This window comes from Collinsella sp. CLA-ER-H3, assembly GCF_040092425.1.
Classification (GTDB): Bacteria; Actinomycetota; Coriobacteriia; order Coriobacteriales; family Coriobacteriaceae; genus Collinsella.
In genome coordinates this window covers 60,200-74,901 of record NZ_JBBNLP010000007.1, presented here as the reverse complement: position 1 = coordinate 74,901, position 14,702 = coordinate 60,200, and the positions used below count along the sequence as shown (strand labels likewise).

Sequence of the window (14,702 nt, the reverse complement as noted above, 5' to 3'; positions counted from 1 at the left end):
GATATGGAATGTGGCAAAGGGACTGTCCCTTTGTCGCGTTCGTCATTTTCCGAGCCAGTTTTTGAACCACCACTCCATGGAGCGGCTCATCTCGGCCATAAAGGGGCTCGTGTGCTTGCGGGTGTAGATATCCACGACGCGCTCCCCCACCTCGCGGGCATGCGGGCGAAACATCTTGTCCATCTCGGCCACCTGCGCGTCCATGGTCGCGGCATCCGCACGGCAGTAGCGCTCCTCGTGTACCAGGTTCACCACGGGATGCGCAATGGCCGGGCGCTCCTTACGGGGCGTGCCGATGATGAGCATCGACAGAGGCATGGTATAGGGCGGCAGATCGAGCAGCTCGGCGACTTCCTCGGCATTCTCGACGATATCACCGATGTAGCAGCTCCCCAGCCCCAGGGCCTCGGCGGCAACCACGGCGTTTTGCGCAGCGATCACGGCGTCCTGGGCCGCGATGGCAAAGTCGCCCAAACCCGGCGCGCGGCGGGGCGCCTTGCCCGTGCGCTCGACAAACTCGGGCTCAAAGCAGCCCACGTGCTCAAACAGATCGATCCACTTGGCATAATCGACCACAAATATAAGTGCCCAGGGCGCCTTGGCGATCATGGGCTGGTGATCGCACAGGTCGGCCAGACGATCCAGCGTAGCTTGCTCGCGAATGCTCACGATGGAATACATCATCATGGCGCCCGCCGACGGCGCGCGACTCGCCGCATGCAAAATCGCCGCCCGCTGCTCGTCGGTCACCGCTGCGGGACGGTCGTTGTCATCACGCGCGAAGGCACGCGTGGAGGAACGGTGCTCCAAGATGTCCAGTACCGCGTTGCCCGTAGTCTCGACCGGATAGCCGTATGTATCCACGACCGCCGCTCCGTCGCCGCCCATGTCCGCCTTGCAAACCTGCTCGCTCATCGCCCTACCCTCGCCATTTCTTTAAGAAGCCTTTACGTTTCCGTGTAATTCCCGTCCATTATCGCGCAGGTCGCCGCTACATTGCGCAACACCGCCACGCACGCGCGTTATTATGGCTGGTTGTTGTGCGCAGTCACCAAATGCAGCGCATATCTTGGTAACAATCGGGTAAACCCCCGCTTTCGTAGGTTTTAGTTTGTGAGGAGTCTCAGCATGTTCGCTGCCGCCATCTCGCTCGTCGGTCTTGCGGCGACCGTCTACTTTGTCTTGCGCGAGGCCAAGGCCATTCGCGCACAGTCGGGCGCCGTCGCCAAAGGCGCCATCGCCTGGAGTGTCGCCTTCGGCCTGTTCCAGCTCTTTTTGACCGTCTGGGGCGCCGTGGGCCTCGTCGCCCAAAACGAGCCGCTCGCCTTTGTGATGCTCATCCTGACCAATGCCATCCTTACCGGATGCGCTTGGGCCAGCATCGCCCGCGACCGCATCGCCCCGCGCGTCTTTGCGTTCGCCGCGCCCGACGCCCCCGTCCCCACCGGCAAGCTCGCCCGCCTGCGCGGAGCCTTTGTGGGCAAACCGCTCGTCGCCGCCGTCCTGTGCCTGCTGCTCGCCGGCGTCTTTGCGCTGCTGGGCATGGAGGTCTCGTCCAACCACGACTTTACCTGGGTCTACCCCCTGTGCATCCTGCTCGAATGGGCCATTATCACCGTGCTCATGACCGGCTTGTTCTTCCTATTCCAGCGCCACGGCGCAGCTCCCGCGGTCCTGGCCTTTGCCCTCTTTGTCCTGGGCATTGCCGAGTTCTTCGTCATCACGTTTAAATCCATGCCCATCCAGCCGGGCGACCTTTCGGCCATCTCCACCGCCGCCGCAGTCGCCGGCACCGGCTACACCTTCTCGATCTCGCTGTTCTGCGTGCTATCCATGGGCTTTACCGCCATCGCCATGCTGCTGTGCGAGTACGCCGGCCTGGTCGCGCCGCACCGTCAGAAGGGCGCCGCCAACGCCAAGCGCATGCTGCTCACTAACCTGCTCGTGGCGGTGCTGTGCCTGGGCGGCGTGACCGCGCATGTCACGCTCATCGACTACTACAACACCCTCGGCATCACCGTCTACACCTGGCGTCCGCTCGAGAGCTACTGGCGCGAGGGCTATCTGCCTGCCTTTATTAGTGCAGCACAGTCCATCAAGCCGCCCAAACCCGCCGACTATTCTGTCGATGACGCCAAGGCCACGCTCAAAAAGTACGCCAAGGCCTACGACAAGTCCGACGCCGCCAAGAGTGACGAGCGCACCGCCGCAAAGGAGCAATTCGACAGCGAGAAGCCCACGGTCATCGCCATCATGAACGAGACGTTCTCGGATCTGTCGATCTACCAGAACATGCGCGCCGGCTACGAGGGCCCGCAGTACTTTAAGAGCCTGTCCAACTGCCTCAGCCGCGGCAAGCTCTATGTGAGCGCCTACGGCGGCGGTACCGCCAATACCGAGTTTGAGTTTATGACCGGCAACTCCATGGCCAACCTGGGCTCGGGCGTGTACCCCTACACCATCTACAACATGGAAACGACCGGGAACCTGGCAGAGCAGTTCAAGTCGCTCGGATATTCCACCACGGCCATGCACCCCAACCACGCGACCAACTGGAACCGCGAGAACGTCTACAAGGACTTTGGCTTTGACCAGTTCCTGTCCATCAACGATTTCCAGGGCGCCGATACCCTGCGCGGCATGGTGACCGATCAGGCGACCTACGACAAGATTCTGGAGCTGCTCGACCAGAACGCCGATCCGCAGTTCATCTTCGATGTGACCATGCAGAACCACTCGGGCTACGACACGGGCCTGCTGCCGGTCGACAAGCAGATGCACCTGAACATCGACACGACCGACCTGGACGCTAAGACCATCGAGGACGGCACACTCTCCGATGTCGACGAGTATGTCTCGTGCATCGAGCAGTCCGACCAGGCGCTGCGCTACTTCCTCAACGCCCTGAGCAAGCTCGACCGCAAGGTGGTCGTGGTGTTCTGGGGCGACCATCAGCCGTTCTTCCCGTCCAAGTTCAATGACAAGTGGTTTACCAACGAGGACGACGCCACCCACCAGGAACGTCTGTGGCAGACCGACTACATCATTTGGGCCAACTACGACGTTGCCGGCTGCGACCAGACGAGTGAGACCGACGACCTGTCCACCAACTACCTGTCCACTCAGCTGATGCAGCTGATCGGCGCCCCGCTGACCGACTACCAGAAAGCGCACATGACGCTGCGCGAGTCGCTGCCCGCCATCAACTCCGTCGGCTACGAGGACGCCAGTCTGCGCTGGGCGCTCTCCTCCAACGTCACCGGTGACGACGCCGCTGCCGCAGCCGCCACCAAGGCGCGCGAGGATTACGCCAAGATGCAGTACTACGAGATGTTCCGCGACGGCAAGAACGTCTATACGGAGCACTTCCAGACCGAGGCCAACGAGACCGACCCCAACCTGGCGCCGGGCACGACCAAGATCAAGTAGCGACTAGCTGCGAGTTCATAACTGAAACGTCTGTCCGGGCGGAGGCATATAAGGTTCATCGCGAGTTCCGCATGCAAAGAAGGCCACTTAATGTGGCCTTCGTCTTGCGCAGGACTGTAGAGCAGGGAACTTCGTGCCCGCCGCCCGGGAGGGCGTTGCGTTTAGAAGATGGACCTAGCGCTTATCCCTCCGGGACAAAAGCAACGCGGCAGTAAAAGCGACGATTGCAAGCGCCAGCAACACCAAGAGCAATGTGAGCGTGCTGTCGCCGGTTGCCGCCAGGCCAAACAGGCCGGGGCTCTTACTGCCAGCAGGTCGCACGGGAATCTTCTCGCCATCGTCCTCGGCGGTAATCTCCCAGCGAATGGTCTTGCTTGCGTCGGCAAGCTCGTTGCCCACCGACGTCGGAACACTCAGCTGCAGATTGAGCACCGTGCTGCCGTCGCTCGTAAACGTTGCGACCTGCGTGGGGTAAGCAAACACACTGCCCGGCGTTCCCGTCTGGAGCCAGCCTGCAGACGCATCGCCTACCGACGCCGTTAAGGTAATGGGCGACAGCAGGTGTGCCGTCTCGTGATCGACAACGGCCCGCACAAACACGCGTACCTGGGACTTTACGCCCGTGGCACGAACCTCGATCTGCTGCTCGCGCGCATCGCCGGGCATTAGATCTTTAAAGGCGGGAAACAGATCGGGCTCCCCCGAGGAGCCCGTCGCCCCCGTTACCGTCAGCTGGCGCGCATTTCCGTCATAGGCAATCGCGGGACTATCGGCAAACGCGCGGGCGGGAACGGAGAGCGCGACCACGCAGAGAATGGCCGCGACCACGCAACACACGGAGCGCGCAACGCCTTTGCGAATCGGGAACGCCATACTTACGCACCTCCGTGCGGCGGCACCAGCACGCCATCTTTGACCGTACAGTTCCATGCCTCGGTGACCGCATCGTCGGGCGTGGACTGAATCGCCTGGGTCGAAATGTCGACGACTAGGTTTTTACCATCTGCCTTCTTTTCGGACACGCTCTTGATGAGCACGCCCGTCTTGTCGAGCGGCTTAACAGAAGACGTCCAGTAGTAGAACCCGTCGCTCGCAAGAACCCAAGACGAAGGTCTGTTAGTGGCGGAGGCATCGCCTTTATCGCCCCACTCAATGGTGTAGTCGGTGCCGGCAACCGGCTCATCCCACAGGCGCGCGCCATCCTTATCCTGCCAGTAGATATCTACCGCGACACGCAGGTATGCCGGAGCCGAGCCCGTGTTTTTTACCGAGACATCCCTTTTCACGTTGTCCTTGAGCGTCTCGTCCACCGAAGGCGACACCGAGCCAAAGCCAAACTCGTTGACGAGCACGCCCGTAACCGAAAGCCACGCAAAAGTGCCGGCAGCGCCGGCCAAAAGGAGAACGCCGGCAAGGAGGGCGACGATCCGCTTGCGCTTAGTCATCCTTGTCCTCCCTCCTCAGCGTACCGTTTTCCCAAACATTCTTGGCACGCGAGCCGCCATCGACCCACTTGTCCTTCGCGCGCGCGTTGACGCACGTCACCACGGTGTCGCCCGCGCTCGAGGCGGACGAGATGGTCAGCTCGGCAGATTTACCGGGCGCCTTGCCCGGCGTGCTCAGCTCGCCCTCGTAGCGCCATGCCCAAGCCGTATCTTCCTCGACGGTATAGAAACCCGTCGGCGCGGCAAATTGCACGCTGCCGACATACCAGGTCTCGCCGTCTTCGTCGCGCCTCTCGCTAACTTTCACCTCGACCATGCGCGTCTCGGCAGGAGAATCCTCCGACGCCTTTCGCGTTACCTTAAAGCGGAACGTTTGTCCCATGGCGCTGGCGTCGGTAGTCTTTTTAACGATCGTCAGCGCATGAGTCTGGGCAAAGTTGAACACGGCATTACCGGGATCTTGCTCGCCTTCGCCTGTCTTCTTGGACTCCAGACGGTTGGCCAAGTCGAACGAACCGTTACCCGAGCCCAAGCTGTAGAGCGAGACATACTGGTCGTTAACGGGTTCCTCCGCCATGGACGCACCAGGACCGTAGCTCGCCCGCTTAACGGTAACAGTCAGCTGCGTCCCCATAAACGGCTCGGCGAAGCAGACCTTAAACGGCGCCTTGTCGGCACCGTCATCGACGGTGTTGGCGGCGGCGGGATCGAGCAGCCATTTAAGCTGCGCGGTCATAGTTACGGGGCTCGCGGGATCAGACGTATCGTTGGCAACCACGCGATACGTCACGGGATACAGGTCCATGTCACCCTTGACTGGCTCGCTCTTAAACTCATCCCAAGACTTCGCATTGCCATCCGCATCCACATATCGCCACTCCAAGAAGAGCTCACGCTTATCGCCATTGGCAGCAGCCTGTTCATCGAGCAGCGCGACGATCTTGGAGTGGGCGTCCGGATCGTACGCCACGGATTTTTGCTCCATCACAGGATTGCCGTCGTTGTCGTAGACAGGGTTGCCGCTCTCGTCCATTTTGGGAACATCGACCGTGTAGACAAAGCCAGGCTTACCGTCCTGCGCACGCTCGTCGCCCGAGTCGACCGTCGCCGTAAAGATGACCGCCCCGTCGACGCCGTGATAGCGCACCTTATACGGCGTGACCTTGTACACCGCGGTATACGTCGCGCCCTTAAAGGGTTCACTACCCTCGAGGGGATACTTATCGTCTTCGGTCATCAGAGTGTATTTACTATCGGATTCATAGTCACGCGACCAGCCGACAAAGTCGTACTTGGTGCCATCCTTGCCGACAACCTCAGCTGTAGCTCTTACTTCCAGCGAAATTTGATCGCCAGAGTCGGTGCGCGAAAGAAAACGCACGGAATCGGGGTTATCCAGTTTGGCATCGATATTCGATTGGACAATTACCGCGCTGGCACGGTAGACCGGGTACAGCTCCATGGGGGCGTTAACCACAGTGTTTGTATTCACCATGGGGAGGCCGTCCGACCAAACGACATAACCGTTGCCGGATGCCGGTTTAGTTTCCGTCCAGCCTACGAAGGCATTGTATGCGTTCGTTGCAGCATCGATGTCGCCAACGTTATACGTCGGCAGCGGGATGCCGTCCTTAAGGCTGCCGAGCGTATTGCCCTCCTGCGCGAGCTTGCCATCGATATCGGTATCGTTTAGGTGATACACCACCGCAATGGGCGTGTAGTAGGCCACAAACGTATAGGGTCTGCCCGGCTCCACCGGATAGGAATACGAGTTATTGCCGTCAGATTCGAGCTCCTTAACCTCACCGTTCGGGAGTTCGATTTCGACCTTATTCAGCTTGTATAACTCGCCGCCGGACTTGTATACCGTCGTTTCGATATCAGGAGTCACCGTTGCCGTAGCAGGATCGGTGTCCGCATTGAGATTAGGGGTGATGTCATACCTAGGAACATTCACCTCGGAAGTACCCTCAAAACCGGCGCGGTGCAGATTCGTTGTGTAGTTGACGTCGTACTTTACGTACACGGGATACGCATCCTGCCACCGCGTGACCACGGACTCTTTTGTCGCTAGATACGGCTTGGCCTTGTCCGGATCAGACGTAGTAAAGGAATCGCCCTTGACATCGTAGATATAGTCCCAGACGGCAGAGTCTTTCTGGACCTCAGCCGTAGAGATCCAGCCTAGGAACTTATAGCCCGGCACCGCCATCTCGGCATCGGTCGGAGAGGCTTCGAGCGTCAGATTGGGATTGACGTCACCATCCTTTCCGTCGTAGGGCTTTGTATTAACCGTCCTATCCTTATAGAGATGCGGATAGCAATACAGGAACGTCGGATCTTTACCTTCCGCCGTTTTCTGCTGAAGCAAGTTGCTTTCATAGCGTCGAGTAGCAGCCTGCTTGACGTTGCCACTCTTGTCATAGAAGTTGACGTCCGTGGTCACCATAGCACGGACATAATATTGCTCCGTCGTTTTAACAAAACTCGAAAAAGGATTCTTTATATAAGTCCAGGAACCGTCGTCGGGTCTTTCGAGCGTCCAAAAACTGAAGTGGTACCTATCATGCGCGGGGGTAAATTGAACTTTAATACTTGAGGCTTTCCACTCATCACTCAGTTTACCGGCTCCTGGAAAATCAGTGTCGGCAATCATATCCTTGATAGTATTTGCGCCAGTGTCGTTACGCACATTATGCGAGTAGGCGTTAATAGGCGCAACGATTTGCGTCGCATCAGAGAGAGCAGTAGTGCACTTGTCCGCTGGATTCTCATCGTTGTGTAACACGTGAGCGGAGTCATCCGTACCAGCACCCCAATGGACAATGTTTTCACGAACATATGTCGCACCAACGTTTTCCTCAAAGGGCGACTTGTACTTATTCCAAACCGAGCAGAGGAGCTCGCTGTTCGTTAGACCGCTATTTGTGAATGCCCGGACGTAATAATCCACGCGGTACTCAAAGCGCGCCGTATAGGTATGTGGGACGGTCAGATCGACGTTTGCGGGAAGCTTATAGCTGGGGTCACGGCTTACGCGGACCTCAACCGTGGACCCGTCGGCGGCCTGCTTGTTTTCATACCAACCTAGGAAGCGGTAGCCATCGGGCAGCGAGCCGCCTTCGGACAAGGGCTTGTTGTCCACGCCGCGCACCTGCACCGTGTAAACGCTGGCCCCATCCTCGGCAGTCTGGACATCGACATGAGTGTTGCCCACGTCTACGCGCTGGGTCACATCATCAAGCGAATCCTGCTCATTGCCTTCGAACACCGTCATGATGTTCGACACGTAGTCGCTGTACACGGGATAGAAGTCGGTTGGACGGACAACAGTGATCTCGCTACCCGCAGGATAAAAAGCTCCCTGATTTTTAAGCTCGGCTAACTGAGTCGAGGTGATGGCGGCATAGCCACCATTCATCCCCGCCTCGCTGCTAGGCTGCGTGGTCCAGCCGATAAATGTCGCGGTAGGCTTCAAGTTGCCGCGATCCACGGGGGCAGCGGGCGTCAAACCCACGCCGTAGCGGTACCAATCAGTGGACTTGTCGTGCGCAGCACCGGTTTTCCAATCAAGCGTCTTGCCCTTAACGTTATAGAACAGCACCTGCGCCTCGTATGAAGCGATAAAGAGGTCATTGCCCTTGAAGCCCTCACTCTCGGCATGATCCTTACCGTTGTCGGCAGTATAGGTCGACGTTTTGTCGTTTGCCTCGTTCTTCTGGACCTGCTTGCCAGCAGCCACAGCATCGGCATCGGTCTTGCCGTCAAACCAGCTGTTGTCTTGTCCAATTCGGTTCACACGCACATCGGGCTCGCGGAACCAGCCCATAAAGCGGTAGCCGCCGTTCGCCTCGCTCAGGTCGGCAGGCTTTGCAGAGGTCTCCTGCTTAAACGTTACCGAGGTATCGCCATGGGCCAAGCCCTGAGCAGTTCCCGCCAGCACGGCACTCACCGCAAAGGTGTACGGATCCGTGGTCGCCTGGTCTTTGCCAAGTTTGGTCTTCTCGATTGTTGCCGTACCCGCACCGGGAAAATCAATCGTCGCCTTAACGCTCTGGCCATGCACGGGGATATTCAGCCTGTAGTCCATCGCCCACTCGTTGGCATGCGGACCGCCCAGGGTCTCATCGTTATCGGTCGAGCGCATGGTGCCGGCACAGAAGTCGTAGTCGTGCTCCTCCCACAGCTCACGCGTGGTGTAGCGCTCGTCATCCCACGGACCGTAGCTGCCACCCGCGGTAGTGCCGTCGCCGCCAAACGAGGGGATCTTCTTTTTGGCAGGGTTACCCTGGCTGTTGCCAGAAAGGCTCACACTCGGTTTAAAGTAGCACTCGGTGACCGTGGCGTCGCCCTTGTTAGCGCGCGCAGCAATGCCGCCCAGGTTCACGTCGTTTTGGATGATGGGGATCACGGCGATGGGGTTGTACTGACGCGAGCTCAGATCGCCCGCAAAGTGGCTGCGGACGAGCTCGTTGCCCTTTTCAGTCAAAATACGGCCCGCCAGGCCGCCTGTCCACGCTCGCGTCACGGCGACAACTCCCACGTACGATGCGGCATAGCTGTAGCACTGCGCCGTCGAGAAGCAGTCGATAATCTTGGCGTTGCCCGCCATGCAGCCCACAAAGCCCGAAGCGTACACGTTGTTGCCGCCCAGGGCGCCGATGGCCACATCGTACTTATTGGTGACGTCGGTCATGCCATTCTCGGCAATCGAGCCATCCTTTTTGCGCGTAGGCGTCACGCGGCAGTACTCGATGGTCGAGTTCTTGACGTAGCCGGCAAACGCCGCCATGTACAGGCCCTCGCCACCGATTGCCTGTACGCCCGAAGTCGTGTTGTTGACGGCGCGGCCGCCACGGACCTCGCAGTTGTAGAGCGTGCAGCCGTTGAGCTCGCCGGCAATCAGGCCTCCCTCAAAGCCCGCGTTGGTAATCACATTGAGCATGTTGTTGGCACACGTAACGTGCAGGGTGCTCTCCATGACCATGACGTTTTCGAAGTGGGTGTTGACGGCCTTGCCCACGATAATGCCGCCGCGGAAGTCAGCCCAGATGTTGGCATCCTTGACCAGGAAGTTCTTAATGGTGGCGCCATCGGTCTCGGCAAAAAAGCCCGTATCGCGCTCGGGATCCAAGACCTTATTCTCGTAGTTCAGGCCCTTCACGGTATGGTTTTGACCGTCAAAGACGCCCTTAAAGGGATGTTCTTTGTTGCCAAAGGAGAGGTGCTTGACCGTATCCTCAACAATGGCGTTCATATCATCATCGTTAAGAACGATATCGTTATCGAGATAGACGCGCCACTGCGACGTGTCGCGCTGTCGCGACAGCGCGACACACGCCAGGAAGTCGTTCCTGTTTGTGATATGGAATTCGGTCTGATCCTCGGCATGCGCCACCGCCGGCAGCGCCACAACGCAGCAAAGGGCGATCGCCGCAACGGCGATCAGCCTGCCGAGCACGCCTCGGTTTCTGTTCTTGATCTCCATGGGCTAGTTCGCCTCCGGCCAGCCCACGACGTCGAGCACGTCGAGGACGGTATCGTTTGCCTGCTGGTTTTTGGCCTGCACGGCCTGGACGTCGATATCGAGCCTGTATGAGCCGCCGCGCGCGGCATCGTGGTAGTCGCCCACAAATCGCAGCGAGTCCATGAGGCTCTCCGTCATGGCGCCGGAATCGAGCACGCCCCCGCGTCCGGCCAATCCGCGGTAGTAGTACCACCCATCGCCGCCATCGATCCACGGGGACCCCTCGCCCGCGTTCACGTGAAAGGCGACGTTGCCCGAGGCGTCCGCACTCGTACCGTCGGGTGCCACCGACGTCATGCGCAGGCGAGCGCGAACGTACTCAGGCTGCGCGCCGGCGTTCTCCACGCGCACGATGCGGCTGATGTCAGAGCCCCCGGCCTCGGTGTCGGGATAGTCCCCGTGCTCGTCGGCCTCAAACGGAATCTCCTCGCCCCGCTCGTTTAGGGTGTATTCGCAGACTCGTACCTTCACGCTGCCAAACGATAGGACGTTGTTCGCCGGAACCATATCAACGGTAAAAGCCAGCGTGCCACACAGGCACGCCAGGGCCAACAGCGCCATCGCGGCAAGCGCCAAGGTGCGTTTCTGATTGTCGGAAAGATTGTTGAGCATTACGTTCGCCAATCGTCGATCAAAGGGGGACCGAGATCCCGACCCGAAAATGGGGATGGGGGCGGGCCGGGATCTCGGTGGGGGTGTGGCTACTACTGGTTCTTAATGGTATTAGCCCAAGTCTTGGCCTGAGTGACGGCGTTGTCAGCAGCGCTGGTGTTGCCGTCCGTCTGGTCGGCTCCGAAGATGTAGGCGGAAACCTTCATCGTGGGGTTCGTGGCGACCATGGAGCCCTCCAGGGTGCCCGGGAACACAACCTTGCTAAAGAGCTCGCCGGTGTAGACGTCATCAGTAGCGCTCTTGGCGGGGAGGGCAACAGGTTTGTCATCGGTAGCACCCTTGGCGTACATGAACAGACCGCTCAGGTACTGGCCGTCGGCAGAGGAGGTCACCTGTCCATCAACCGGCTTCCAGTTGCTGTTGAGGGCGAAGTACGGGGTGTTCTCGGCAGCGGTGCCATCCTTGACCATGGCGTTCTTCACGTAGATGAACACGTAGGCGTCGTCTGAGCCCTTCGCGATGCCAACGTTCGGGTTCTTATCGGTGCTGGAGCCGGGAACAATCTTGGAGCTGTCTTTCCACTTGGTCTCGAACAGATAGGCTTTGTCGGTATTATCATCGGTGCCAGGCTTATCGGGCTGGCCGGGATCGGGCTTCTTTTCGGGAATGTTGATGCGGCCCACCGTAAACACGTTGTTCAGCGTCTGCGTGGCTGTCAGCCATGCATAGGTGCCCACGCCGGCAGCCAGCACCAGCAGCAGCAAGGCGGCAACGATGCCGTAGCGCTTTTTCTTCTTGTTTTCCATCGTTCTCTTCCTTTCGAGAATCGTCTTCCCCGACGGCAGCCCCAACTGCCGCCGACACCTCTCCCCTGCCGCTATGAACGCCGCTCCCTCGCATGCGCGCGGGTATGCTTGCCCGCAGGCTCGTCGGAAACCATCCGATCGAGCACTATCGACGCCGCGACCAGCAGCGCCAGAACGGCCCCCACAACAAGCAAACCGGGCATCGTCGTGCAATATGCGTTAACGAAGCCCAGATAAGGGACACAAAAAGAGACGACGCCGATCACGCGTGAAAAAGGCGTCTGCTCGGCGTCGTGCACGATGGTTCCATCTGCATTTTTGTTTGCGATTCCCTGCGTGCTGATCGTCTGCGCCACAGGGTCGACCTCGTACACCTGGTGGGTCACTACGGCGCCGTCCGATCGGTAAAAAGTTGCATTGTCGCCCACGGCAATATCCGATGGCTCAACCTGGCGAACAAACACCATGGAGCCAACGGGAAGCTCGGGCTCCATAGAGCCCGAAAGCACTGCATAGGGCGTGTATCCAAATGCACGAGGGGCAAAAGAAACGACGGCAAGGGCCATGACGAGCACAAGCACCAAGCTACTAAGAAGCGCAATAAATCGTTTGAGTCCGCGCGCCGCCATAATGATTAATTCATCCCCATCGAGGCCTTATTCGATCCCCTGAAGGGTCAGTCGCTTTCCTCGGGCACCGCAAGGCACTAAAAAGTGAGTTCGAAAAAAAGCCAATTTGAATTCTTTTCGTAACAAAAACGTTAGCGATGTCCTGCATTTTTATCAAGCTCTCAGCGCCAAACGCTACCAATTTAGGCGTAAGCGGTCATTTATCCCCATACCGGACCGCCATATCCAATATCTACTACTAACCCCCTACGCATCTTCTTCATAGGGGGTCTGTTTTTTTGAATATCTAAAAGAATGTGCCCCCCCCCAACATTAAAACATACTGCCCTATGTCTCATTTATTTTTACCCCCCCCTTGCGGGTTTAAGGCAGCCCAATGTAGTTCGCAGCCCATACCTTCTGGAAGGCGTGACCCGATCTTCAGGTCCGGAGTGGGATGCGGTTTCCGCTTGTGGCCCCGTTGGGAAACTTCATCCCACTCCGATCACAAATTCCGGGTCGCATTTTCCGCCAAGGCCTTCAACTGGAAACTGCATCCCATTCCAAAGGCAAATTCCGGGACGGGCTTTCCGAAACCCCGCCCATCCGGAAAGCCCATCCCACCGTGCCTACATCCGGGCATGAAGCTATCAGCCCTCTTGCTAGGCCTAGGTTCTGCAACGTGGCGCCTGCCCGGCGGCGGAATATAAGGTTCATCGCGAGTTCCGCACGAGCCGGAGAGCACTTAATGCGCTCTCCGTGCGAGCAGGACTGTTCGAACAGGGAACCTTATATTCCGCCAACGGGCAGGCGTTACATGCGCACCGAGCGCCCAGCACTATCTCCATAACATGAACGCTGTTCACTTTCTTACCGTAAAAATCCCCGCCTTGCGCGGGGACCGTTAGTAGAGGGTTCGACGCGTGATCTCGAGCACGGCGCTCGGATCAAAATCTTGCCGGATCACGGCAGAGAGCATGAGCGAGAACAGGACCTCGGCAAATTGCTCGGCAGAAAACTGATCGGTAAAGGCGTCCGGGCGCACCCGAGAATCACGCTTGAGCACCACGCACAGCTGGTCGAGAATGTGCTGCCAGGCATGATGCATGCGGCGCTTACCGTCGGCAGCATCCTGCTGCATGAATCCCAGCGAATGGTGCGTAAAGAAGCCCGGATACGTTTGGCAGCCGTACTCCATCTGGCGATACATCCAGCGAATGCACGCGAGCGTGTCGTCCAGAACGGCCTCGTCATCGGGGTGATGGAAAATGTCGCCCCACACGCTTACCACGGTCGCACCCACGAGCGCTGTTTTGGAATCAAAGTAGTTGTAGATGCATCCGACCGACACGCCGCATGCCGCAGCAACTGAGCGAATGTTGACGCCGGTCCAACCGTTTTCCTGGATGAGCTTGCGGCTCGTCTTCAGGATTTCCTCCTTAGACGTCGCTGTGTTATTCATGCCCTCACCTCCAATGTGAACACTGCTCATTTTGCCACGGCGCGGTCGCCAGTCATGAAAAAGCCTCGAGAATCTCGAGGCTTTCACACTTGTATTATGGGGCGCTCGGCACCGCGAGCAGCGAGCTACTCGCCCAGCACGGCCTTCTTGGCCGCTGCCGCCATATGGTCCAGATCATCCTTGGTGGGGTGATCCTTTGCGGCAACCCAGTTGTCGAGCAGCAACTTAGCGCGGGCGTTGTCGGGATCTTGCTCGAGCATGGCCTCGTAGCGCTGTTTGACCGCGGGGCCCATCTTGCCCTGGCACATTGCCCAGCCCACCAGCTCGGCATCCCCAGCCAAATTGGAAGTTACGCGGTCGATAATCTGCTGGTAATAGCTCTGGTCGGCGCCAAAACCGCAGGTGCCAAACAGGAACACGCGCTTGCCGTGCAAGGCGGAGAGCAACGCCGCGACCGAAGGGGTACACGCGCCCTTGTCGCACCAAAAGCCAACGAGCACCGTATCGGCAGCGCAGGCACCCTGCGCCTCGAGCGCAACCTGATCTGCATCTGCATCGTCACTCAACGCCGCGGCATGGACAAACTCAACGCCCGCAGCCTGCAGAGTGCGCTTGATCGCACCCGAAACCATCCTGGTATTACCGCTCTTGCTGTTGACCACCAAAGAGCATGTCATAGTCACGTTGCTCGTTTCCCCCAAAACTAAAGCCACTAATGCAATTTATTAGATGAATATCTTAGTACTAACGTGACAGATGTAAACCACCTTCTGTCGATTGGCGACGCAGACGACATCTTTGGACAGATTTCGA

The 14,702-nt window shown here is 58.6% G+C and carries 10 protein-coding genes; 1 reads left to right on the top strand and 9 read right to left on the bottom strand.

Annotated elements, in window-relative coordinates:
- Positions 1 to 42: 42 nt before the first annotated feature.
- Complete coding sequence (locus AAAX32_RS06985) at positions 43 to 915, bottom strand: nitroreductase family protein (RefSeq protein WP_349100362.1); 873 nt, start codon at positions 913 to 915, stop codon at positions 43 to 45.
- Between the two features lie 213 nt (positions 916 to 1,128).
- On the opposite strand from AAAX32_RS06985, the gene AAAX32_RS06980 reads away from it, so the two are divergent.
- Complete coding sequence (locus AAAX32_RS06980; protein WP_349100361.1) at positions 1,129 to 3,429, top strand: LTA synthase family protein; 2,301 nt, start codon at positions 1,129 to 1,131, stop codon at positions 3,427 to 3,429.
- Between the two features lie 174 nt (positions 3,430 to 3,603).
- Here AAAX32_RS06980 and AAAX32_RS06975 read toward each other — a convergent pair whose 3' ends face one another.
- From AAAX32_RS06975 to bilS, 8 genes are all read right to left on the bottom strand, one after another.
- Entirely contained in the window at positions 3,604 to 4,302 is a 699-nt protein-coding gene (locus AAAX32_RS06975) for a hypothetical protein (RefSeq protein WP_349100360.1), read from the bottom strand.
- A 2-nt stretch (positions 4,303 to 4,304) separates the two neighbouring features.
- Positions 4,305 to 4,874: a hypothetical protein gene (locus AAAX32_RS06970; RefSeq protein ID WP_349100359.1), complete on the bottom strand. Its 570-nt coding sequence runs from the start codon at positions 4,872 to 4,874 to the stop codon at positions 4,305 to 4,307.
- Entirely contained in the window at positions 4,867 to 10,362 is a 5,496-nt protein-coding gene (locus AAAX32_RS06965) for a hypothetical protein (RefSeq protein ID WP_349100358.1), read from the bottom strand. Before AAAX32_RS06965 ends, AAAX32_RS06970 begins: the two co-directional genes overlap by 8 nt.
- A gap of 3 nt (positions 10,363 to 10,365) precedes the next feature.
- A complete protein-coding gene (locus AAAX32_RS06960; RefSeq protein ID WP_349100357.1) occupies positions 10,366 to 11,013 on the bottom strand; it encodes a hypothetical protein in 648 nt (215 codons plus the stop codon).
- Positions 11,014 to 11,105: 92 nt separating this feature from the next.
- The gene (locus tag AAAX32_RS06955) at positions 11,106 to 11,819 is read right to left on the bottom strand and encodes a SipW-dependent-type signal peptide-containing protein (RefSeq protein WP_349100356.1); all 714 of its coding nucleotides are present in this window, start codon (positions 11,817 to 11,819) and stop codon (positions 11,106 to 11,108) included.
- Between the two features lie 71 nt (positions 11,820 to 11,890).
- Positions 11,891 to 12,448 carry a signal peptidase I gene (locus AAAX32_RS06950; RefSeq protein WP_349100355.1) on the bottom strand — a complete coding sequence of 186 codons (558 nt, stop codon included), beginning with the start codon at positions 12,446 to 12,448 and terminating at the stop codon, positions 11,891 to 11,893.
- 883 nt (positions 12,449 to 13,331) lie between these two features.
- Positions 13,332 to 13,889, bottom strand: coding sequence for a TetR/AcrR family transcriptional regulator (locus AAAX32_RS06945; RefSeq protein WP_349100354.1), 558 nt, complete (start codon positions 13,887 to 13,889; stop codon positions 13,332 to 13,334).
- 125 nt (positions 13,890 to 14,014) lie between these two features.
- Positions 14,015 to 14,566, bottom strand: coding sequence for a flavodoxin family protein BilS (gene bilS, locus AAAX32_RS06940; protein ID WP_349100353.1), 552 nt, complete (start codon positions 14,564 to 14,566; stop codon positions 14,015 to 14,017).
- Positions 14,567 to 14,702 lie beyond the last annotated feature (136 nt).